Genomic DNA, 20,635 nt, shown 5'->3' with positions numbered 1-20,635 from the left:
TTGGAGCACCTCGACGGATGCGCCACAATGACGATCATTTCGCGGAGCCTTTCATGACCGATTTCACCCCCGACGCCATCCTCGACGCCACCGGCCTGAACTGCCCGGAGCCAGTGATGATGTTGCATCAGCACGTGCGCAACCTGGCCGCCGGCGGCCTGCTCAAGGTGATCGCCACCGACCCCTCGACCCGCCGCGACATCCCCAAGTTCTGCAACTTCCTCGGCCACGAACTGGTAGGCCAGCAGGAAGAGGCCGGCACCTACCTGTACTGGATCCGCAAGAAGGCCGACTGAGGCCGGCGCGATCAGGCTACACTGCGCTCCCCTGACAGGAGAGCGCCATGCTGATAGTTGCCGACGAAAACATCCCGCTGCTCGATGCCTTCTTTGCCGGTTTCGGCGAGATCCGCCGCTACCCCGGCCGGGCCATCGATGCCGCCTGCGTGAAGGACGCCGACGTGCTGCTGGTGCGCTCGGTGACCCGCGTCGACCGGCAACTGCTCGAAGGCAGCAAGGTGCGCTTCGTGGGCACCTGCACCATCGGTACCGATCACCTCGCCCTCGATTACTTCGCGCAAGCGGGCATCCACTGGAGCAGCGCCCCAGGTTGCAACGCCCGTGGCGTGGTCGATTATGTGCTGGGCAGCCTGCTGACCCTGGCCGAACTCGAGGGTGTCGAGCTGGGCAAGCGGGTCTATGGCGTGGTCGGTGCCGGCGAAGTCGGCGGGCGTCTGGTGCGCGTGCTGCATGGCCTGGGCTGGAAGGTGCTGGTGTGCGACCCGCTGCGCCAGGCCAGCGAGGGGGGCGACTTCGTCGACCTTGCGACCATCGTCGAGCAGTGCGACGTGATCAGCCTGCACACGCCGCTGCAGCGCGGTGGCGAACACCCGACCTGGCACCTGCTCGATGAAGCGCACCTGGCGCGGCTGCGCCCCGGCGCCTGGCTGATCAATGCCAGCCGTGGCCCGGTGGTGGACAATGCTGCGCTGCGTGAGCTGCTGCTGGATCGCGAAGACCTGCACGCGGTGCTCGACGTGTGGGAAGGCGAGCCGCAGGTGGACCTGCAACTGGCCGACCTGTGCACCCTGGCCACCCCGCATATCGCCGGCTACAGCCTGGACGGCAAGCAGCGCGGCACGGCGCAGATCTACCAGGCGTTCTGCCGCGTGCAGGGTGAAGCCGAGCAGGTGCGGCTGGCGGACCTGCTGCCAGCCCCTGCGCTGGCGCAGATCGAGCTGGATGCGGGCGCCGAGCCGGCCTGGGCGCTGGCCACCCTGTGCCGGGCGGTGTACGACCCGCGCCGTGACGATGCCGATTTCCGTCGCAGCCTGAGCGACGACCCGGCCGAGCAGCGTGCGGCCTTCGACCTGCTGCGCAAGCAGTATCCGGTGCGGCGCGAGATCGAGGGGTTGGCGGTGCGTCTGCGCGGCGAGGCGCCGCAGCTGGCGCAGGTGGTGAGTGCGTTGGGCGCGGTGCTGGTTTGACAGCCTGACCTGCAAATAAAAACCCGGCGCAGGCGCCGGGTTCGAAGGAATTCTTGTTTTAGTCTTTGCCGACTTTCTTGACCCGGCTTTCTTCCAGGTCCTTGCAGGCTTTCTGGATCATCTGCTCGGTGATCGGGATCTCGCGGCCCTGGCCATCGATGATCGAACCGCAAACTTGAGGTTGCGGGTGTTTCGGGGCCTTGGGCGTCTCGTTGCCGTGCTGCAAGCTCATGTCCTGTCTCCTCTTCAGGTTCAAGCTCAAACGTACCGCTTTGCCATGACTGGCCTGTGACAACGGGCGGGGCATGACAGGCCCAGTCCAACAGAAAGCGTGGCAAAGCTCCAGCGGCACCTTAGAACGAAAGGTCATAGGTGGGGCATAAGGCTTCTTCGCCCCACGCCGCCCGATACCTCTGATGTGATGCCCCTGCGGGTGGAGCAGTTCCTGCCAGGTGGACCAGTGGTAGGCTTGGCCCATCTTCCTGCCGAACCTGCCCGCCATGCCTGAACCGATCTCTTCCCGCCAACGTCGCGCCCTGCACCTGGGCTGGCAGTTCCTGCGCCCTTACCGCCGCCAGGCCCTGCTGGCCCTGCTCGCGCTGGTGGTCACTGCTGGCATCACCCTGTCCATGGGGCAGGGCATTCGCCTGCTGGTGGACCAGGGTTTCATGACGGGTTCGATGCACCAGCTCAACCAGACCATCGGCCTGTTCCTGCTGTTGGTGCTGGCCCTGGCCGTGGGGACTTTCGCCCGCTTCTACCTGGTGTCGTGGATCGGTGAACGCTGCGTCGCCGACATCCGTCGGGCGGTGTTCGATCATCTGCTGGGGCTGCACCCAGGGTTTTTCGAGGACAACCGCAGCTCGGAGATCCAGTCGCGGCTGACCGCCGACACCACCTTGCTGCAGTCGGTGATCGGCTCGTCCCTGTCGATGTTCCTGCGCAATGCCCTGATGGTAGTGGGTGGGGTGATTCTGCTGTTCGTCACCAACCCCAAGCTCACCAGCATCGTGGTGCTGGCCTTGCCGCTGGTGCTGGCGCCGATCCTGCTGTTCGGCCGGCGGGTGCGCAGCCTGTCGCGGCAAAGCCAGGACCGGGTCGCCGATGTCGGCAGCTACGTCGCCGAGAGCCTCGGCCAGATCAAGACCGTGCAGGCCTACAACCACGAAGCCCGTGACCGCATGCTGTTCGCCGAGACCGTGGAAGCGGCGTTCAGCGTGGCGCGACGGCGCATCGCCCAGCGTGCCTGGCTGATCACCCTGGTGATCGTGCTGGTGCTGGGGGCGGTGGGGGTGATGCTCTGGGTGGGTGGCATGGATGTGATCGACGGGCGTATCACCGGCGGCGAGCTGGCGGCCTTCGTGTTCTACAGCCTGATCGTCGGCAGTGCCTTCGGCACCCTGAGCGAGGTGATCGGCGAACTGCAGCGGGCAGCGGGTGCTGCCGAGCGTATTGCCGAGCTGCTGGCGGCGCAGAGTGCGATCCTGGCGCCGCGCCAGGCCGTCAGCCTGGCAGGCGGGCGCGCCAGTGGCGCGATCGAGCTGCGCGAAGTGCGCTTCGCCTACCCATCGCGCCCGGCGGTGGCCGCCATCGATGGCCTGAGCCTGCAGGTGCAGCCCGGCCAGACGGTGGCGTTGGTCGGGCCGTCGGGCGCCGGCAAGTCGACCCTGTTCGACCTGTTGCTGCGCTTCTACGACCCCCAGGGCGGCAGCATCCTGCTCGATGGCCAGCCGATCACCGGCCTGGAGGTGGCCGAGCTGCGCCGTCAGTTCGCCCTGGTGGCCCAGCAACCGGCGTTGTTCCGCGGCACGGTCGAGGCCAACATCCGTTATGGCCGCCCCGAGGCCAGCCAGGCCGAGGTCGAGGCGGCGGCGCGCAGCGCCCATGCCCATGAATTCATCGCCCAGTTGCCGCAGGGTTACCAGACGCTGTTGGGGGAGGGCGGCATTGGGCTGTCCGGCGGCCAGCGCCAGCGCCTGGCGATTGCCCGGGCGCTGCTGGTGGATGCGCCGATCCTGCTGCTGGACGAGGCCACCAGCGCCCTCGATGCGCAGAGCGAGCACCTGATCCAGCAAGCGTTGCCGCAGCTGATGGCCGGGCGCACTACGCTGGTCATCGCCCACCGCCTGGCCACGGTGCAGCATGCCGACCGCATTGCGGTGATAGACCAGGGGCGTTTGGTGGCGGTGGGCACGCACCGCCAGTTGGTGGAAGAAAGCCCGCTGTATGCTCGCCTGGCGGCGCTGCAGTTCAACAATGGATGAGGCTGTCGCGAGTTTGTAACAATTCTGTAGCAATTGCCTGAGAGTATCTGGCTCAGCTGTTGCGTATGTGCTCGACCTGGCTGCTATCGATTGATGGCAGCTTTTTTTTGGCCTGCGAACGAGGACAAGGATGTCTTTAGTCGGCGGCGCTGTCGTGTCCGCTTCCTTACCTCCTTGTTCCGAGATCCACGATGTTGCGTAAATCCCTCAGAGTGCAAATTCTCACCCTGCTCGGCGGCAGCCTGGCGGCGATGTTGCTGATCGCCCTGGTGTGCTTCCAGTTCCTGTCTTCCAGCGTGCGCGGCTATGCCCAGCTGGTGGACGGGCCCTTGCAGGCCTCGCAGTTGATCGATGAAGCCAACCTGCAGTTCAAGATCCAGGTGCAGGAGTGGAAGAACGTGCTGCTGCGCGGCCGCCAGCCGGCCGAGCTGGACAAGTACTGGCAGCAGTTCCAGGCCCGTGAGCAGCAGGTTCAGACCCTGCTTGGCCAGTTGATCGACAGCAGTGATCCGGCGCTCAAGGCGCGCCTGGAACAGCTCAAGGCCAGCCACCGGCAGTTGGGTGTGGCATACGAGCAGGGCCGCCAGGCCTTCCTTGCCGCCGGCGGTGACCCGGTGGCCGGCGATGTGGCGGTCAAGGGTGTGGACCGCGCCACCAGCGACCAGATGAGCGCGCTGGTCGAGCAGTTGCGCGGTGATGCCCGTGGCCGTGCGGCCGAAATCAATGCTGACGCCGAGCGCACCGTATGGCTCGGCGTGCTGGTGATGCTGGCTTCGGCCGTGCTGGTCGGGCTGCTGAGCCTGTGGCTGATCAACCGCAGCCTGGTCGAGCCGATTCGCCAGTTGATCGACTATGTCGCCCAACTCAGCCAGGGCCGCTTCGGCGCGCGGGTCGATAGCCGTCGCGAGGACGAGCTGGGGCGCCTGGCGCGGGCCGCCAATACCCTGCGCGATTTTCTCGCCGACACCGTCGGCCGCCTCAAGGACAATGCCGAAGAGCTGGAGAGCGCCAGCGGCCAGCTGCGCAACATCGCCGGCGACATGGCCAGCGGCACCCATGACCAGTTCCAGCGCACCGACCAGGTCGCCACCGCCATGCACGAGATGTCCGCCACCGCCCAGGAAGTCGCGCGCCATGCCGCCGAGGCGGCCCGCGCAGCGGACGACGCCGACCACAGTGCCCAGGCCGGCGAGCAGGTGATGCAGCAGACCATCGATATCATTGGCCTGGTCAACCGCGAGATCGCCGGCACGGCTGCGGTGATTCGCCACCTGGAGAACGACAGCACGCGCATCGGCAAGGTGCTCGAGGTGATCCGCGGCATTGCCGAGCAGACCAACCTGCTGGCACTCAACGCGGCCATCGAGGCGGCGCGTGCTGGCGAAGCCGGGCGTGGCTTTGCGGTGGTGGCGGACGAGGTGCGCAGCCTGGCCCAGCGCACGGCGGCGTCGATCGCCGAAATCCACCAGATCATCGAAGCGGTGCAGTCGGGCGCGGTAGAGGCGGTCAAGGCCATCGAGAGTGGCCAGCAGCGCAGTGAAGAGGGCGCCGAACAGGTGCAGCAGGCCGGGCAGATGCTGCAGCGCATCACCCTGGCGGTGGAGGCGATCCGCGACATGAACCGGCAGATCGCCACGGCGGCCGAGGAGCAGACCAGCGTTGCCGAAGATATCTCGCGCAACCTGATCGAGATCACCCGTATCGCCACGGCCAACCAGCAGGCGGTGCAGCATACCGAGCAGGCCGGGCAGCGTTTGCATGGCTTGTCGGGGCAGTTGGGTGAGGTCACGTCGCGCCTGACCGCCTGAAGCTGCCATCGCGGGGGAAATCCGCCATCCCGGCGGGATCTTCCCCCGGGTGCGTGGCGGTTTGTCGCCATGCGACCTGATGTCGCCCCCATGAACATTGGCTTGCAACCGGTTGGCACGCTCTTCGCTATCGAGGCCGCGCTTACATAACAACCGGATAGATCCAATGAAGAAAATCCTGCTGACGCTCCTGTGCCTGAGCGTCATCGGTTGCTCCAAGCCTGCGGAGCCACAAAAGACCGTCGATGTCCTGCTGATCGGCGGCGGCATCATGAGCGCCAGCCTGGGAACCTACCTCACCGAGCTTGAGCCGGGCTGGAAGGTCGACGTCTACGAGCGCATGGACCAGGTCGCCGAGGAGAGCTCCAACGCCTGGAATAACGCCGGTACCGGCCACTCGGCCTTCTGCGAGCTGAACTACACCAGCGAAGGCAAGGACGGCAGCATCGACATCAGCAAGGCGGTTAACGTCAACGAGCAGTTCGAGGTGTCCAAGCAGTTCTGGGCCTATCAGGTCGAGCAGGGCGTGCTGAGCAATCCACCTTCGTTCATTACCAATGTGCCGCACATGAGCTTCGTCTGGGGTGAGGAGAACATCGCCTTCCTGCACAAGCGCGTGGCGGCGCTGCAGCACAGCTCGCTGTTCCGCGGCATGCAGATTTCCGAAGACCGCGAGCAGATCCGCCAGTGGGCTCCGCTGGTAATGGAGGGGCGCGACCCGGGGCAGAAAGTCGCGGCCACGCGCATGGCCATCGGCACCGACGTGAACTTCGGCGAGATCACCCGCCAGCTGTTCGCATCGATGACCCGCAACCCCAATGTCCAGCTGCATCTGAGCCATGAAGTGCGCGACATCGTGCGCAATGAAGACGGCAGCTGGAACGTGGTGGTGGCCGACCTGGCCAACGGCGGCGCGCAGACCAGCGTCAAGGCCAAGTTCGTGTTCATCGGCGCTGGCGGCGGTGCGCTCAAGCTGCTGCAGAAATCCGGGATCCCGGAAGCCGACGGCTATGCCGGCTTCCCGGTGGGCGGCCAGTTCCTGATGACCGACAACCCCGACACCGTCGCCCGGCACCAGGCCAAGCTGTACGGCAAGGCGTCGGTCGGTGCGCCACCGATGTCGGTGCCGCACCTCGACACCCGGATGATCGATGGCAAGCAGGTCCTGCTGTTCGGCCCGTTCGCGACCTTCTCCACCAAGTACCTGAAACACGGCTCGCTGCTGGACATGTTCGCCTCGCTGACTAGCCACAACGTCAGCCCCATGCTGCATGCCGGTATCGACAACATCGACCTGAGCACCTACCTGATGGGCCAGCTGATGCTCAGCTTCGACGACCGCATGGCGGCCCTGCGCGAGTATTTCCCCAACGCCAGGAACGAGGACTGGACGCTGCTGCAGGCCGGCCAGCGGGTGCAGGTGATCAAGAAGGACCCTGTGCACGGCGGTATCCTGCAGTTCGGCACCGAGGTGGTGGCCGCCGAGGACGGCAGCATTGCCGCGCTGCTGGGCGCCTCGCCCGGCGCGTCGACCGCCGCGCCGATCATGCTGACGGTGCTGGAGAAGACCTTCAAGGACCGCATCAAGAGCCCTGAATGGCAGGCCAAGCTGAAAGCGATCGTGCCAACTTACGGGCAGAAGCTGAACAACGACCTGGCGCTGACCAACAAGACCCGCGAATGGAGCAGTGCACGGCTGCAATTGCTGCATGTGCCGGTAATGCCGGATACGGCGGTGTCGGCTCGGTAATTGCCAATCGCGGGGCAAGCCCGCTCCCACGTTGCCGCAAATCTCCGGCAGCGTGGGAGCGGGCTTGCCCCGCGATGCGATTCAGGCACAAAAAAGCCCGCACTTGGCGGGCTTTTCGGGGATTTGGTCGGAGAGACAGGATTCGAACCTGCGGCCTTCTCGTCCCGAACGAGACGCGCTACCTGGCTGCGCTACACTCCGATGGCCAAAATGCTACTGCATCGTTTTTTTCAACGCAACCCCTTGTTGCAAAAAGGAGTTGCGCCGAAAAGCAGTGGCTGGATCACAGCTCTTTGACCGTGCGGATCTGGTCTTTGTTGATGCGCGTGCGCTTGCCGTCAAGTTGTTCGAATTCGTAGAAGCCGGAGTCTTCGTCATAGCTCGGGGTATCCACCGCCTGGATCTCACGACCGTCGTTCAGGGTGATGACGGCTGGCGAGGCGCAGCCGGCGAGGGCGCCCAGGCCCAGGGCGAGCAGGAAAGCGGGAAGGGTCCGTTGGATCATCGTGTTTCTCCTGGTTCGAGTGTGCTTGATGACGTTATGACGCAGGGCGCCTACGCAAGTTCCTTGTCCAGTGCAGCATAGCGCTCAGGCCGGGGCATTGACCGGGAGCAACGGCGGGGCAGCGCTCGGCCGGCCTGTGATATAACAGCGCACATCCCAGTTTCCCTGCGACGGACCCCCATGAAAGCCAAGGCAGATACCCCCTTCGTGCCGTTGAACATCGCTGTACTGACGGTCAGCGACACCCGTACCTTCGAGACCGACACCTCCGGCCAGCTGTTCGTCGATCGCCTCACGGCGGCCGGCCATCAGCTCGCTGCCCGGGTGCTGCTCAAGGATGACCTGTACAAGATCCGCGCCCAGGTCGCGACCTGGATCGCCGATGACCAGGTGCAGGTGGTGTTGATCACTGGCGGTACCGGTTTCACCGGCCGTGACAGCACCCCGGAAGCCGTTGCCTGCCTGCTGGACAAGCAGGTCGAGGGTTTCGGCGAGCTGTTCCGGCAGATCTCGGTGGCCGATATCGGCACTTCGACCGTGCAGTCCCGGGCCTTGGCGGGCCTGGCCAATGGCACCCTGGTGTGCTGCCTGCCGGGTTCGACCAATGCCGTGCGCACCGGCTGGGATGGCATCCTTGCCGAACAGCTCGACGCCCGCCATCGCCCCTGCAACTTCGTCCCTCACCTGAAGCAGGCGGCGGCCTGTGACAGCCGTGGTTGAGGCTGCGACCGCCCGGCCGTTGATGCCGGTGGAAGAAGCCCTCGAGCGCCTGCTGGCGCTGGCCGAGGCCGCGCCGATCGGTGACACCGAAGAGGTGGCGCTGGCCGATGCCGAAGGCCGCGTGCTGGCGCGTGAGCTTGTAGCCGGGCTCGACCTGCCGCCCTGGCCCAACAGTGCCATGGATGGCTATGCGCTGCGCCTGGCTGATTGGCAGGGCGAGGCTCTGCCGGTGAGCCAGCGCATCTTTGCCGGCCACGCGCCGCAGCCCCTGCAGCCAGGCACCTGTGCGCGTATCTTCACCGGTGCGCCCTTGCCGGAAGGGGCCGATTGCGTCGAGATGCAGGAAAACGCCGAAGTGCTGGAGGATGGCCGGGTACGCTTCCTTGAGCCGCTGGCCGTCGAGCAGAACGTGCGCCCCAAAGGCCAGGAGACCCGTGCCGGCGAGCAGGTGATGAGCGCCGGTACACGCCTGGGGCCGATCCAGCTGGGTCTGGCGGCGACCCTGGGTTTTGCTCGCCTTGACGTGGTGCGCCGGCCCAGGGTGGCGGTGCTGTCCACCGGCGACGAACTGGTCGAGCCCGGCTTGCCGCTTGGCCCGGGGCAGATCTACAACAGCAACCGGCGCCTGCTGGTCAGCTGGTTGCAGCGCCTGGGTTGTGAGGTGGTGGATGCCGGCATTCTGGCCGACGATCTTGAGCGCACCCGCCAATGCCTGGCCGGGCTGGGCGATGTCGACCTGATCCTGTCCACCGGCGGCGTGTCGGTGGGTGAGGCCGACTACCTTGGCCTGGCCCTGCGCGAAGCCGGTGAGCTGGCGTTGTGGAAGCTGGCGATCAAGCCGGGCAAGCCCCTGACCTTCGGTCACTATCAGGGCGTTCCAGTGATCGGCCTGCCGGGCAACCCCGCATCGACCCTGGTCACTTTCGGCCTGCTGGCCCGGCCGTACTTGCTGCGTCGTCAGGGCGTGGCCGCTGTCGCACCGCTGCGCTTCAGCGTACCGGCGGGTTTCGACTGGCCCAAGCCGGGCAATCGTCGGGAATACCTGCGGGCGCGGATCGAAGACGGCCAGGTACGCATCTACAAGAACCAGAGCTCCGGGGTGCTGCGCAGCGCTGCCTGGGCCGAGGGGGTGGTGGAGGTGCGCGAGGGCAGCATGCCGCGTCAGGGCGAGCTGGTGCCGTTCATTCCCTTCAGTGAGCTACTCGGCTAGCACCTCACCGCTGGGCGATGCGCCTGCGGGGGCCAGTTGGGTCAAGCGCATGTGCACGTTCTCCAGCTGTTGCGCCGCGACACTCCAGTCGTGGCGCTTGCGGGCGAACTGGCGGCCGGCTTCACCCAGTTGGGCCATGCGCCAGGGCTGGTTGAGCAGTTGGGTGATCAACAAGGCCAGCTGGCCGCTGTCGTCGCTGCCCAGATAGTGTTCGCCATTGTTGGCCGCCAGGCCCGAAACGCCCTTGCCGGTGCTGATCACCGGCAGGCCCGCGGCCATCGCTTCGAGGATTTTCACCTTGGAGCCACCGGCATAGCGCAGCGGTGCGAAGAACAGTGCCGAGCGCCGTTGCACCTCGCGCAGGTCTGGGCGGTAGCCGACCCACTCGATGCGCGGGTCGTTCCAATGCAGTTTCCAACTGGCCGGCAGCGCATGCCCGGCAATGGCCAGGCGTACCGCCGGGTTGCTCATCCACACCTGTGGCAGGATTTCTTCCAGGGCCCACTCGATGGCCTCGAGGTTGGCCCCGTACTCGAAGTTGCCGACGAACAGCAGGCGCTGGCTGTGGGGGCACGGCCGCACAGCTTCGAAGTAGTCGCAGTCGACGCCGTTGACCACCACGTTGACCGCTCGCCCGCTGATCTGCTCGATCAGCTCGGCATCGTGGTTGCTGACCGCCACCACTTCGCTGGGTTGACGCAGCACGCGCTGCTCCCAGCGGCGATAGCGCCAGCGGTCGAAGGCATTGAAGGGGCGCAGCCACAGTGGCAGGCGGTCATGGCAGGCGCCGCCCATCACCGATTCAAGGGTATGTTCGCTGAGCATGAAGGGCAGGCCACGGGCCTGCAGGGCTTTTTCGAAGGGCTGGAAGCTGTAGCTGTGCTCGATCTGGATGACATCCCAGGGTTCGTCCAGCAACTGCTCGAAGCGATGCCGCAGGCAGGGTGCCAGGCCATTGACGATCGCCCGCATGGGGTAGTCGATGATCGGTGAGGCCAGCAGGTTCAGCGGGCTGTGCAAGGGCCGGCGGGGCAGCACGATCAGGCGTTCGAGCAAGGGCTCCAGGGCTTCGCGCGCCGCATCGCCCAGCGGCACCCTGGACTGCACCAGCAAGGTGATCCGGTGACCACGCTGCGCCAGTTGGCGCAGCAGATGATATTGCCGGGTCTTGCTGCCGCTGGTGGTGGGCCAGGGCAGGTAGGGCAGGGTCCAGAGTATGCGCATGAGCCGGATTCCTCGTTGCGTGGCCGGGTGTCGGCCCTGGAAGCCAAGACGCGCCCGCTGGCAGTCAACCGATGGCGGCTGCCGGGGCGCGTCCATAGATATCAGTAAAGCGTACGATGTCGTCCTCGCCCAGGTACTCGCCGCTCTGCACTTCGATCATCACCAGGTCGATGACGCCGGGGTTGGTCAGGCGATGCGTACGGCCGGGCTTGATGAAGGTCGACTCGTTGGTGTCGAGCAGGAACTCCTCTTCACCATTGGTCACGCAGGCCATGCCGCTGACCACGATCCAGTGCTCGCTGCGGTGGTGGTGCATCTGCAGCGACAGCGATTCGCCAGGGCGGACCATGATGCGTTTGATCTTGAACCGCGCGCCTTCCTCGAGCACGGTGTACAGCCCCCACGGGCGGTTCACGCTGCGGTGCAGGCGGTAGGCGTCGTGGCCCTGGCGCTTGAGCTGCTGGGCGATCAGCTTGACCTCCTGGCTGCGGGCCGCATCGGCGATCAGCAGGGCGTCGGGGGTGTCGATGACGATCAGGTTGTCCAGGCCCACGGCGCCGACCAGCCGGCGTGGCGAGTCGATGTAGCAGTTGCTCACGTCGTGCAGCACGGTTTCGCCATTGCAGTGGTTGCCCAGCGCGTCGGCGGGGCGCAGTTCGCGTACGGCCTCCCAGCAGCCGATATCACTCCAGCCCAGGTCACAGGGCAGCACCGCGACCTGGGTGGAGGGCTCCATCAGCGCGTAGTCGATGGAAATATCGGCTACCTGCTCGAAGCTTTGCGCATCGAGCTCCACGTGCAGGCCGGCCGGGCCTTGCTTGGCCTCGCTCTGGGCCAGGCAGTGGGTGACGCTTTGCAGAATGTCCGGCGCGTGCAGCTGCATCTCGTGCAGCAGGGTGTCGACACGCAGGCAGAACATGCCGGCGTTCCACAGGTGGCGGCCGCCTTGCAGGTAGGCCTGGGCAGTCGTGGCGTCGGGCTTCTCGACAAAGCGCTCGACCTGGTACGCGCCGTCACCGAGTGGCTGGCCTTGCTCGATGTAGCCAAAGCCGGTCTCGGCGCGGGTCGGCTGTAGCCCGAAGGTGGTCAACCAGCCTTGGCCGGCCAGCTGGCCGGCCTGTTCCACGGCCGCTGCGAAGGCGGCCTGGTCCTCGATCAGGTGGTCGGCGGGGAGCACCAGCAGCACGCTGTCTTCGCCATGCACGCGGGCACAGTGCAGTGCCGCAGCGGCGATGGCGGGGGCGGTATTGCGGCCGAACGGTTCGAGAATGAAATCGAGCGCAACCCGCTGGCTGTCCACTTGCCGGTATTCGTCCTGAGTGCGGAACACCACTTCGCGGTTGGTCACCGTGAGTACGCGTTCAACCCCTGGCAGCGTGCTGGCGCGCAGGAAGGTTTTCTGCAGCAGGCTGATGCCATCGGCCAGGCGCATGAAGGGCTTGGGCATGGCTTCACGGGAAACCGGCCACAATCGGGTGCCAGCACCGCCAGCGATGATACAGGGGATCAGAACGCTCATAGTCATAGCCTCTACTCAGGGCGCTGGGGGCAGCGCAACGAACGGAAATCACGACCTGTCAGGCATCTGGCGGCAAAAAGTCAATAAAATGACTTTCGTGAGCGGCATCGTCCTTGAAGGCCAAATATTTGTCGAATGATGCACCTGTAGCCTTGGGCTTTCAATGTCAATTGTGTGAAGTCGGCTTTAATCGCTTAGTTCAGGGAGCAATCTCGGGTTGATGGTGGTCGAGATTGCGGTAGGACTTTTCCATGGAGAACAACGATGAACGAGCGCAAGGCACTGCTGATCCTGCATGGCAAGCAGGCGACCAACGACGAGGTGCGCGAGGCCGTGGGGCAACTGCGTGAGCGCGGCTGGCAGTTGGATGTGCGCCTCACCTGGGAGGCTGGCGACGCCCGGCGCCTGGTCGAGGAGGCACAGGCCGCAGGCTATCCGCTGGTGGTGGCTGGTGGTGGTGATGGCACCTTGCGTGACGTGGCCGAGGCTGTGGCGCAGGGGGCCGCCAACACTCGGCCAAGCCTGGCGTTGCTACCCCTTGGGACGGCCAATGACTTCGCCAGGGCCGCCGGGGTGCCGTTGGAGCCGGCGGCGGCACTTGCGCTGCTGGACACGCCGGCGCAGCCGATCGACCTGGGGCAGGTGGGCGACCAGCTGTTCCTCAACATGGCGACCGGCGGCTTTGGCAGCCAGGTCACGGCCAGCACCTCGGAAGACCTCAAGAAAGTGCTGGGGGCGGCGGCATACCTGTTTACCGGCCTGTCGCGCTTCAGTGAGTTGCAGGCTGCCTCGGTCACGTTGCACGGGCCGGGTTTCGAGTGGCAGGGCGAGCTGCTGGCGCTGGGCATCGGCAATGGGCGCCAGGCCGGTGGCGGGCACGTGCTCTGTCCGGACGCCAAGGCTGACGATGGCCTGCTGGACATCGGTATCCTGCCGGCGCCGCAGGAAATGGTGGGGGCTTTGCGTGGGCTGCTGGCGGGGGAGGAGCTGTTCGTGCGGGCGCGGCTGCCGTGGGTGGAGATCAAGAGCGCACAAGGCCTGGACATCAACCTCGACGGCGAGCCGCTGCAGGCCGACAGCCTGCGCTTCGAGGTCGTGCCCCGGGCGCTGTGCGTGCACCTGCCGGCGGATTCGCCGTTGCTCAGTCGTCCAGGCTGATGATCTTTTCGCGCACGGCGAACAGCACCAGGCCCGCCACGTCGTAGATCTGCAGGCGTTTCATGATTTGCGAACGGTGGGTTTCCACGGTCTTGATCGACAACCCCAGGCCATTGGCGATTTCACGGGTTGATTTGCCACGTACGATCAGGCGCAGGATCTCCAGCTGGCGAGCGGTCAGGTTGTGGCGCTCTTCGCTGGGTGGCTTGCCGCTCTGCGCGCGCAGCAGCGCCTGGTTGATCACGGTATGGGCGATGGCGGGGCTCAGGTAACGCTCGTTGTTGCGCAGTGCGGTGAGGGCCTGTTCCAGCTCGGTGGCGCTGGTGTCCTTGAGCAGGTAGCCATGGGCGCCGCTTTCCAGGGCGCGCATGATCAGGTCGGGGTCGGTGTGCATGGACAGCATCAGCACCTTGCAAGCGCAACCGTTTGCGCGTAGCTGCGCAAGCGCGTCCAGGCCGCTGGTCGAGCGCATGGATATGTCCAGCAGGACAATGTCCGGCGCCAGGCGCTGGACCTGCTCCAGCAACTGGCCGCCATCCTCGACTTCGCCGACCACCAGGTAGTCGGGCAGGTCCGATACCAGCGCGCGCACGCCGGCGCGAATCAGCGAATGGTCGTCTACCAGCAGCAATCTACACGTCATGATGGGGGGAGGTCCTGGCACGTTCCTGGCTGCGTGGCGGCCACGGGAACAGGGCTTCGATCTGGCAGCCTTGGCCGGGTTGGCTGTTGACGGTCAAGCTGCCTTGCAGGGCGGTGGCCCGCTCCTGCATGCCAGCCATGCCGCGTTGGCCAGCCTCGGCCGGGGCTTGGGCGGGCACGAAGCCACAGCCATCGTCCTGAATCGACAGGGCAAGGCCTGGCGGCGTGCGTTGCAGGCGAATCAGCAGGTTGCGGGCGTTGGCATGGCGCAGCACGTTGGTGACCGCTTCCTGGGTGATGCGGAAAGCCGCCATGGATACTTCTTCGCTGATGCCGCCCAGGCGCTGGTGGCAGTCCAGGCTCCAGTGCAGGTCGCTGCTCTGCAAGGTGCTCTGCAGGTGCGCGCGCAGGCTGGCCTCAAGGCCCAGGCTGGCCAGTTGCCGCGGGTTGAGGATGGCGGACAGGTCGCGAACGTTGCTCAAGGTGTGGTCCAGGGTGCTGCGCAGGGTCGTGCACTGGGCCTGCAACTGCTCGGGGACCCGGCGTTGCAGCCAGTCGAGCTGCAGCTTGGCAGCGGTCAATAACTGGCCGATATCGTCGTGCAGTTCTCGGCTCAGGTGCTGGCGCTCGCTTTCCTGCACTTTGAGCATCCGGTCGGCAAGTTCCGCCGGGCGCAGGCTGATCGAGTGCGCGCCGTGGCGCAACTGCCAGGCAACGCCGAGCATTGCCAGTACTTGCAGCAGCAGCAGGCTGCCGGGCAATGGTTGCGCTCGCCAGTAGAAAAGCAGGTTGGCCGCCAGTGAGGCCAGGCACAACAACGCGGTTGCCCAACGCAGCAGGGCGATGCTAGAGCGGCAGCGCTGGAAAAACGTCAAGCCTGGGAACATAGGGAGGGAGGCCAATAAATTATTGCTGTTGGAGGCGTTACACAGGTTTGGCCAGAGGTTTGGCGTCCCGTTTTCAAGTAAGCATCGGGCACGAATGCAAAAGCCCGGTAACGGCGGAGCACGCGTTCGAGTGCACGCATGTTAACACTTCGGTTTGCTTTGGTCGCGGGGGTGCAACTGCTTGAAACCTCAGAATTTACTGACTCTCGCGGAGTATCCGTGCAGTCCGCAGGCTGGCACAGTGCCACGGCCGCTGCGCGGCAGCGAGGGGGTAAGTGCAACTAAGGCAAACCCTGATGTGCAGGTTTTAAGCAACTTGTGCAACTTTGCAAGTTGGACGATCGTCTTGCTTAGTTGCAACGCAAGAGCAGCCTGTTAGTTGCCGGTCGTGGCGGTTTTAACATTGCAGGCCGGTACTTGCCTGCCCGGCATGTGCCGGCGTGCAGTTGGCGTCGGTGCCCAGGCCGGGCGCGCACGGTTGCCCAAGTGCGCTGGCCAGTTCGTTCAGCAGCAGATGTTGTTCTTCGCTGTCCAGGCTCAGGCGGCCGGTGAGCGGGTCGACCAGCTCCAATTGCCACGCCAGCAGGGTCAGGCAGGCTGCCAGTGCCGGCAATGTCTTGCCCTGCAAGTGTCGCTGCCTGCAGGCAGGGGCGAGCAGCTGTTGCAGGGTGCGGGAGTAGTGCGCCACTTCAAGCAGGCCAAGGGTGTCGGCGCGCAGTGCCAGCAGGTCAAGGCTTTCGTCAAGGCAGTGGCAGGCGTCGGGGTCGTTGCCGATCAGTTCGAGGTGCTGCAGGCATTCCTGTGCCTTGCTCAGCAGGGTCTGCGCATCCAGCAGGAAACCCTGCAGGACGCTGCTGGGCAGTGGTGCGATATCCATCATGTCACTCCAGCGCGCAGGGCTAGAGCAGGGGTGGGCCATACCTGGACGATTGCGAGCAAAAGCCTGACTCCATTCATGCATTGAGAATGGCGTCACATTAATGGCTAAAGGATATTGCGAACATCAGGTTGCACCCGATTGCGGGTAGGGGTTTCCCTGATGAAGATAGGGGCGAATGCTTCGTTGCGGGGTGCCTTGCAGTGGGGGCGTGGCGGCAGTAAAGCATGATGGTAAAGTGATATCAATCTCTGGCCCCGGCTTTTTCCGTTCGGGGTCAAGCTGCGCGAATAGCCGCCGATACACCGGCGGATGCAATCAATTTTCCCGACACAAGCCAGGGGGTTGTCCAAATGGCCGGCATTCTCGACACGGTAGACCAACGTACGCAACTGGTAGGTGAGAACCGCCTGGAAATCCTCATGTTCCGTCTGGCTGGCCGGCAACTGTTCGCCATCAACGTGTTCAAGGTGCAGGAGGTGCTGCAACTGCCCAAGCTGACACTGATGCCGCAGCGCCATTCATTCGTCTGTGGCGTGGTCAACCTGCGTGGGCAGACGCTGCCGGTGATCGATCTGTCCCAGGCAATCGGCATGCGGCCACTGCAACCGGGGCCAGGCAGCACCATCATCGTCACCGAGTACAACCGTTCGGTGCAGGCTTTCCTGGTGGGGGGCGTCGACCGGATCGTCAACATGAACTGGGAGGCCATCATGCCGCCGCCGACCAGCGCCGGCCGCCAGCACTACCTGACGGCGATCACCAAGGTCGAAGAGCAGTTGGTGGAAATCATCGACGTGGAAAAGGTACTGGCCGAGATCGTGCCCTACAGTGCCAAGGTTTCCCGTGACAAGCTCGAAGACCCGGTGCTGGCCCGTGCCCGTGGCCGCGAAGTGCTGCTGGTGGATGACTCCAGCGTGGCCCTGGCGCAGTTGCGCGATACCTTGTCGCAGTTGGGTGTGAAGCTGCACGTGGCCAGTGATGGCCTGAAGGCGCTGCGTCTGCTCAAAGGCTGGGCCGATGCCGGGGAGGATGTCTGCGAGAAGCTGCTGATGATCTTCACCGATGCGGAAATGCCAGAGATGGACGGCTACCGGCTGACCACCGAGATTCGCAACGACCCGCGCCTGCGCGGCCTTTACGTGGTGCTGCACACCTCACTGTCGGGCAGCTTCAACGAGTCGATGGTGAAGAAGGTCGGTTGCGACAACTTCCTCTCCAAGTTCCAGCCCGACCGCCTGGTGGATGTGGTTCGTCAGCGCCTGAGCATGGATACCGCGTCGGCCTGATACCTGGTACACCTGTGTCCGGTATAAGCTTGGGCTTTTACTGGCGCAGGGTGAGGCAGGGATGATTCTGAGTGCGTTGTATCGTTATCCGGTGAAGTCGACGCAGGCGCAGAGCCTGCAACGCTCGCCGGTCGATTACCTGGGCCTGGACGGTGATCGGCGCTGGTTGGTGGTAGAGGCCGAGAACGGTCGCTTCCTCACCCAGCGGGCATGGCCTGCGCTCGGGCAGATCACTGCCGACTACAGCGCGAATGGCCAATTGCTGCTCACCGCGCCGGGGCGGGCGGCATTGGCCGTGCCAGTGCCACCTGCAGACGATGAATTGCGTGGTGTCACCATCTGGCGTGACACCCTGCGCGTGCCCGATGCGGGGGATGCGGCAGCGGCATGGCTCAGCGAACTGTTGGGCAAGCCGGTGCGGCTGGTGCATTGCCCTGACCAGCGGGCGAGGTACCTGCCCAGCGGTTATGGCCTGAACAGCGACCGCGCGGCATTCCCTGATGGTTTTCCGTTGTTGCTGATCGGTCAGGCTTCCCTGGACGAGCTGAGCGCGCGCATCGGGCGCCCTATGGAGATGCTGCGTTTTCGCCCGAACCTGGTGGTCGAGGGTGCCGAGGCATTTGCCGAAGACCGCTGGAAGCGCATTCGCATTGGCGACATGACCTTCCGTGTGCTCAAGCCCAGCGTGCGTTGCATCCTCACCACCCTCGACCCTGCCACGGGCGAACGCAGCCCGGACCGTGAGCCGCTGACCACGCTCAAGACGTTCCGCGAGAAAGAGGGGGATGTGCTGTTCGGCCAGAACCTGGCGGTGGATGGTGCGGGGGAGCTGAAGGTGGGGATGGCGGTTGAGGTTATCGAGTAAGGCAGGGCGATAGCGATTGTGTGAGGGCTGCAAGGTGTTGGGCGATAGTCTTGCAGCGCTCTTGAGATCGAGCGCCGCCCGCGCGGCGCATCGCTGGCAAGCCAGCTCCCACATCTGTTTCGGGCCAGTCACTCCTGTGATTTCATCGCTGTACGCCTTGTGGGCTCGACTCGATCTCGAAGTGTGCGCTGACGGCCCTGCGCCTGACTTCAGACATGCACCAAGGCGTGCAGCGGTACCCTCACAGGCATAATTGGCCCGAAACAAATGTGGGAGCTGGCTTGCCAGCGATGCGCCGCGCGGGCGGCGCTCGATCTCATAGGCGCTGCAGCACCCTCGGCGAACGATCACATATCGTCGAAATACCGCTCATGCCAATCCACCAGCGGTTGCGGCGAATTGAGCTTTTGCCCGTAGATCACCGAATACGACAGCACGTTCTGCACGTACTGGCGCGTCTCGTCGAACGGGATCGACTCGACCCACACGTCGAAGCTGAGGTGCTTGGCGCCCTTGAGCCATTGCCGTACGCGGCCGGGGCCGGCGTTGTAGGCGGCCGAGGCCAGCACTCGGTTGCCGTTGAACTGGCTGTGGACCTGGCTCAGGTAGGCGGCGCCGAGCTGGATGTTCTTGTCCGGGTTGAGCACCTGGGCCGGGGAGGCCAGCGGGATGCTGAACTTGCGCGCGGTCTCCTTGGCGGTGGCGGGCATCAGCTGCATCAGGCCGCTGGCGCCAACGCTGGAGCGGGCGTCTTCCATGAATGCGCTTTCCTGGCGGGTGATGGCGAATACCCAGCTCGAGTGCAGGCCGCGCACCTTGGCTTCGCGCACCAGGGTGTCGCGGTGGGCCATGGGGAAGCGGATGTCCAGGTCGTCCCAGTACTGGGCCTGGCTGATGGTGCGAATGGCCGGGAAGTACCAGCGCATGTCATAGGCAAGGCGCGCCTGGGCGACCATTTCGTCACGGCTGAAGTGGCGGCTGACGTGGTACCACTCGCGCCGGCCTTCGACGATCTGGCCGCGGGCATGGAACTCCAGGGCGCGGCGCACGCCGGGGGTATTGCGCACCTTGTTGATCACCTGCTGGCTGAGTTGCAATGGCTTGTTGTTCAGCTGGTAGGCGGTCTGTGCCCGGTCGGCGGCGAGGAAGCCATAGAAGTCACGCTCGCGGGCCACGGTCTTGTACAGCAGCGGGATCTGCGGGTTGTTGGGCTGCGCCAGTTCCAGGCTGCGGGCTTGCCAGTACTTCCAGCGGTTGCTGCTGGCCAGGTCCTGCGGCAGGCGTTTGCTCAGCTCATAGGCTTCTTCCCAGCGGCCCAGGCGCAGCAACAGGCGCATGCGCCACTCGCTGACGGTGTTGTCGCGCAGTTCGGGGTCGTAGCGGGTCATCAGGTCCAGCGCGCGCGGGTCATAGCGACGTGCAAGCGTGAGGCCGATCTCGCGGGCGATGGCGACCTTCTCGTCGCGGGAGAAGTGCATGCGCTGGGCGTAGTCATCGAGCAGCGCCATGGCTTGCTCCGGATCCTGGCGTGCCAGGCGGCGCAGGCCGAGGCTGACCACGTCGGACATGGCTTCGTTGACCGGGGTGAAGCGCGAAGGCTGGTTGAGTAGTTCGGGCTTCTGCGCCACATCGATCAGCAGCTTGCCCTGGGGAGCCAAGGTGGTGAGGGTCTTCACCAGGTTGTTGGCCAGTCCGTAGTTGCGCGCCTGGGCCGCCAATTTGGCGCGCTGCCAGCGTTTGGCCTCGGTCAGTTGCCCTTCGGCTGCCCACATGGCGAACAGCGTGTCGCAGGCCTCTGGTTGCGATTTGCCGACGTTCCATAGCTTGTCTGCCGTGGCGAAGCCCTGGGCGCGCTGGCCGTGGCTCAGCTGGTACTGGCCGTTGAGGCAGTCCAGCTCGGTGAAGTTGAGCTTGGGGTCGTAGTATTTGACGAAGGTGTTCCATTCGCCGCGTTCGGCCAGCCAGCGCAACCAGCGCAGTTTCATCCAGTTGGCCTGGGGCAGGTCGCCGTGGGCGGCGAGGAAACCTTCGATTTCCTCGTTGCTGGCGCTTTTCAGCCGGGCGGTGAGCTCGTCATACGTGAGGTAGGGCGTCAGCGGGTAGTCGCGCAGTGCTTGCGCGTAACGCAGGTAGGGGCCCTTGTCGCCTTTGGCCAGGGCGCGCTTGGCTTCGTCGTAGTACTGGCGCTGCTGGGTGAGGTCGGCGGCCTGTGCGGCACTCGCAGCGGTTGCGGTGAGCAATAGGCAGGAAGCAATTTGTAACAGGCGGCTGCGCATGATACGTCCGGGCAGTTGAACCATAGAGAGTGACGGCGGAGCCAGCACTGTTGGGTATTACTGCCTAGCTTAGCCGTTTGCCGTGGGCCGGTGAAAGCACTGTGCTTGTATCGAGTTGTTATCCGACGCGGTGCTGCCGGCAACGCGGTTTTAAT

Annotated in this window: 18 protein-coding genes, 1 tRNA gene and 1 pseudogene; 11 read left to right on the top strand and 9 right to left on the bottom strand. The window is 64.9% G+C overall.

What is annotated here, in order from left to right; genetic code table 11:
• Positions 1 to 53 precede the first annotated feature (53 nt).
• Complete coding sequence (tusA, locus tag ACQ4N9_RS15925) at positions 54 to 296, top strand: sulfurtransferase TusA (protein ID WP_110993565.1); 243 nt, start codon at positions 54 to 56, stop codon at positions 294 to 296.
• A gap of 47 nt (positions 297 to 343) precedes the next feature.
• The gene (gene pdxB, locus ACQ4N9_RS15920; protein ID WP_347151194.1) at positions 344 to 1,486 is read left to right on the top strand and encodes a 4-phosphoerythronate dehydrogenase PdxB; all 1,143 of its coding nucleotides are present in this window, start codon (positions 344 to 346) and stop codon (positions 1,484 to 1,486) included.
• Positions 1,487 to 1,544: 58 nt separating this feature from the next.
• Here the strand turns inward: pdxB and ACQ4N9_RS15915 are convergent, their stop codons facing one another.
• Positions 1,545 to 1,718, bottom strand: a complete 174-nt coding sequence (locus tag ACQ4N9_RS15915; protein WP_190306040.1) for a PA1571 family protein — start codon at positions 1,716 to 1,718, stop codon at positions 1,545 to 1,547.
• 268 nt (positions 1,719 to 1,986) lie between these two features.
• Here ACQ4N9_RS15915 and ACQ4N9_RS15910 point away from each other — a divergent pair, with 268 nt between their 5' ends.
• The 4 genes and pseudogenes from ACQ4N9_RS15910 to mqo all read left to right on the top strand — a co-directional run bounded on the left by ACQ4N9_RS15910 (position 1,987) and on the right by mqo (position 7,308).
• Complete coding sequence (locus ACQ4N9_RS15910) at positions 1,987 to 3,750, top strand: ABC transporter transmembrane domain-containing protein (RefSeq protein WP_390967399.1); 1,764 nt, start codon at positions 1,987 to 1,989, stop codon at positions 3,748 to 3,750.
• A gap of 191 nt (positions 3,751 to 3,941) precedes the next feature.
• Positions 3,942 to 4,625 (top strand): annotated as a pseudogene (locus ACQ4N9_RS15905) (methyl-accepting chemotaxis protein); the annotation flags it as partial.
• 165 nt (positions 4,626 to 4,790) lie between these two features.
• The gene (locus ACQ4N9_RS15900) at positions 4,791 to 5,558 is read left to right on the top strand and encodes a methyl-accepting chemotaxis protein (protein WP_371923647.1); all 768 of its coding nucleotides are present in this window, start codon (positions 4,791 to 4,793) and stop codon (positions 5,556 to 5,558) included.
• 166 nt (positions 5,559 to 5,724) lie between these two features.
• Positions 5,725 to 7,308: a malate dehydrogenase (quinone) gene (mqo, locus tag ACQ4N9_RS15895; protein WP_390967400.1), complete on the top strand. Its 1,584-nt coding sequence runs from the start codon at positions 5,725 to 5,727 to the stop codon at positions 7,306 to 7,308.
• A gap of 124 nt (positions 7,309 to 7,432) precedes the next feature.
• Here the strand turns inward: mqo and ACQ4N9_RS15890 are convergent.
• Positions 7,433 to 7,509: transfer RNA gene (locus tag ACQ4N9_RS15890), tRNA-Pro, on the bottom strand.
• An 82-nt stretch (positions 7,510 to 7,591) separates the two neighbouring features.
• On the bottom strand, positions 7,592 to 7,813 hold the full coding sequence (locus tag ACQ4N9_RS15885) for a YgdI/YgdR family lipoprotein (protein WP_110993561.1): 222 nt from the start codon (positions 7,811 to 7,813) through the stop codon (positions 7,592 to 7,594).
• Positions 7,814 to 7,993: 180 nt separating this feature from the next.
• On the opposite strand from ACQ4N9_RS15885, the gene moaB reads away from it, so the two are divergent.
• Together moaB and ACQ4N9_RS15875 are read left to right on the top strand one after the other, a co-directional pair.
• Positions 7,994 to 8,533: a molybdenum cofactor biosynthesis protein B gene (moaB, locus tag ACQ4N9_RS15880; RefSeq protein WP_125463355.1), complete on the top strand. Its 540-nt coding sequence runs from the start codon at positions 7,994 to 7,996 to the stop codon at positions 8,531 to 8,533.
• A gap of 22 nt (positions 8,534 to 8,555) precedes the next feature.
• A complete protein-coding gene (locus ACQ4N9_RS15875; protein ID WP_390967459.1) occupies positions 8,556 to 9,743 on the top strand; it encodes a molybdopterin molybdotransferase MoeA in 1,188 nt (395 codons plus the stop codon).
• Here ACQ4N9_RS15875 and ACQ4N9_RS15870 read toward each other — a convergent pair.
• Positions 9,732 to 10,967, bottom strand: coding sequence for a glycosyltransferase family 4 protein (locus ACQ4N9_RS15870; RefSeq protein ID WP_390967401.1), 1,236 nt, complete (start codon positions 10,965 to 10,967; stop codon positions 9,732 to 9,734). The two genes, ACQ4N9_RS15875 and ACQ4N9_RS15870, sit on opposite strands and share 12 nt — an antisense overlap.
• 64 nt (positions 10,968 to 11,031) lie before the next feature.
• The gene (locus ACQ4N9_RS15865; protein ID WP_390967402.1) at positions 11,032 to 12,486 is read right to left on the bottom strand and encodes a mannose-1-phosphate guanylyltransferase/mannose-6-phosphate isomerase; all 1,455 of its coding nucleotides are present in this window, start codon (positions 12,484 to 12,486) and stop codon (positions 11,032 to 11,034) included.
• A 264-nt stretch (positions 12,487 to 12,750) separates the two neighbouring features.
• Here ACQ4N9_RS15865 and yegS point away from each other — a divergent pair, with 264 nt between their 5' ends.
• Positions 12,751 to 13,644, top strand: coding sequence for a lipid kinase YegS (gene yegS / locus ACQ4N9_RS15860; protein ID WP_390967403.1), 894 nt, complete (start codon positions 12,751 to 12,753; stop codon positions 13,642 to 13,644).
• Here the strand turns inward: yegS and ACQ4N9_RS15855 are convergent.
• From ACQ4N9_RS15855 to ACQ4N9_RS15845, 3 genes are all read right to left on the bottom strand, one after another.
• Positions 13,628 to 14,287: a response regulator gene (locus tag ACQ4N9_RS15855; RefSeq protein ID WP_390967404.1), complete on the bottom strand. Its 660-nt coding sequence runs from the start codon at positions 14,285 to 14,287 to the stop codon at positions 13,628 to 13,630. The two genes, yegS and ACQ4N9_RS15855, sit on opposite strands and share 17 nt — an antisense overlap.
• On the bottom strand, positions 14,277 to 15,173 hold the full coding sequence (locus ACQ4N9_RS15850) for a sensor histidine kinase (RefSeq protein ID WP_390967460.1): 897 nt from the start codon (positions 15,171 to 15,173) through the stop codon (positions 14,277 to 14,279). The genes ACQ4N9_RS15855 and ACQ4N9_RS15850 overlap by 11 nt, the downstream gene beginning before the upstream one ends.
• 397 nt (positions 15,174 to 15,570) lie before the next feature.
• Positions 15,571 to 16,053 carry a histidine kinase gene (locus ACQ4N9_RS15845; RefSeq protein ID WP_390967405.1) on the bottom strand — a complete coding sequence of 161 codons (483 nt, stop codon included), beginning with the start codon at positions 16,051 to 16,053 and terminating at the stop codon, positions 15,571 to 15,573.
• 350 nt (positions 16,054 to 16,403) lie between these two features.
• On the opposite strand from ACQ4N9_RS15845, the gene ACQ4N9_RS15840 reads away from it, so the two are divergent.
• Together ACQ4N9_RS15840 and ACQ4N9_RS15835 are read left to right on the top strand one after the other, a co-directional pair.
• The gene (locus ACQ4N9_RS15840) at positions 16,404 to 17,339 is read left to right on the top strand and encodes a chemotaxis protein CheV (RefSeq protein ID WP_110993554.1); all 936 of its coding nucleotides are present in this window, start codon (positions 16,404 to 16,406) and stop codon (positions 17,337 to 17,339) included.
• A 61-nt stretch (positions 17,340 to 17,400) separates the two neighbouring features.
• Positions 17,401 to 18,204 (top strand): MOSC domain-containing protein, encoded by an 804-nt coding sequence (locus ACQ4N9_RS15835; RefSeq protein WP_390967406.1) that lies wholly within the window; start codon positions 17,401 to 17,403, stop codon positions 18,202 to 18,204.
• 347 nt (positions 18,205 to 18,551) lie between these two features.
• Here the strand turns inward: ACQ4N9_RS15835 and ACQ4N9_RS15830 are convergent, their stop codons facing one another.
• Positions 18,552 to 20,480: a transglycosylase SLT domain-containing protein gene (locus ACQ4N9_RS15830; protein WP_390967407.1), complete on the bottom strand. Its 1,929-nt coding sequence runs from the start codon at positions 20,478 to 20,480 to the stop codon at positions 18,552 to 18,554.
• Positions 20,481 to 20,635 lie beyond the last annotated feature (155 nt).

This window comes from Pseudomonas sp. ES1 (assembly GCF_050586605.1).
GTDB lineage: Bacteria > Pseudomonadota > Gammaproteobacteria > Pseudomonadales > Pseudomonadaceae > Aquipseudomonas > Aquipseudomonas sichuanensis.
This window is presented reverse-complemented; position numbering and strand designations above follow the sequence as displayed.

Coding starts and splice junctions, on each gene's coding strand:
- tusA (WP_110993565.1), top strand. CDS start 54: ATGACCGATTTCACCCCCGACGCCATCCTCGACGCCACCGGCCTGAAC.
- pdxB (WP_347151194.1), top strand. CDS start 344: ATGCTGATAGTTGCCGACGAAAACATCCCGCTGCTCGATGCCTTCTTT.
- ACQ4N9_RS15915 (WP_190306040.1), bottom strand. CDS start 1,718: ATGAGCTTGCAGCACGGCAACGAGACGCCCAAGGCCCCGAAACACCCG.
- ACQ4N9_RS15910 (WP_390967399.1), top strand. CDS start 1,987: ATGCCTGAACCGATCTCTTCCCGCCAACGTCGCGCCCTGCACCTGGGC.
- ACQ4N9_RS15900 (WP_371923647.1), top strand. CDS start 4,791: ATGGCCAGCGGCACCCATGACCAGTTCCAGCGCACCGACCAGGTCGCC.
- mqo (WP_390967400.1), top strand. CDS start 5,725: ATGAAGAAAATCCTGCTGACGCTCCTGTGCCTGAGCGTCATCGGTTGC.
- ACQ4N9_RS15885 (WP_110993561.1), bottom strand. CDS start 7,813: ATGATCCAACGGACCCTTCCCGCTTTCCTGCTCGCCCTGGGCCTGGGC.
- moaB (WP_125463355.1), top strand. CDS start 7,994: ATGAAAGCCAAGGCAGATACCCCCTTCGTGCCGTTGAACATCGCTGTA.
- ACQ4N9_RS15875 (WP_390967459.1), top strand. CDS start 8,556: ATGCCGGTGGAAGAAGCCCTCGAGCGCCTGCTGGCGCTGGCCGAGGCC.
- ACQ4N9_RS15870 (WP_390967401.1), bottom strand. CDS start 10,967: ATGCGCATACTCTGGACCCTGCCCTACCTGCCCTGGCCCACCACCAGC.
- ACQ4N9_RS15865 (WP_390967402.1), bottom strand. CDS start 12,486: ATGAGCGTTCTGATCCCCTGTATCATCGCTGGCGGTGCTGGCACCCGA.
- yegS (WP_390967403.1), top strand. CDS start 12,751: ATGAACGAGCGCAAGGCACTGCTGATCCTGCATGGCAAGCAGGCGACC.
- ACQ4N9_RS15855 (WP_390967404.1), bottom strand. CDS start 14,287: ATGACGTGTAGATTGCTGCTGGTAGACGACCATTCGCTGATTCGCGCC.
- ACQ4N9_RS15850 (WP_390967460.1), bottom strand. CDS start 15,173: ATGTTCCCAGGCTTGACGTTTTTCCAGCGCTGCCGCTCTAGCATCGCC.
- ACQ4N9_RS15845 (WP_390967405.1), bottom strand. CDS start 16,053: ATGATGGATATCGCACCACTGCCCAGCAGCGTCCTGCAGGGTTTCCTG.
- ACQ4N9_RS15840 (WP_110993554.1), top strand. CDS start 16,404: ATGGCCGGCATTCTCGACACGGTAGACCAACGTACGCAACTGGTAGGT.
- ACQ4N9_RS15835 (WP_390967406.1), top strand. CDS start 17,401: ATGATTCTGAGTGCGTTGTATCGTTATCCGGTGAAGTCGACGCAGGCG.
- ACQ4N9_RS15830 (WP_390967407.1), bottom strand. CDS start 20,480: ATGCGCAGCCGCCTGTTACAAATTGCTTCCTGCCTATTGCTCACCGCA.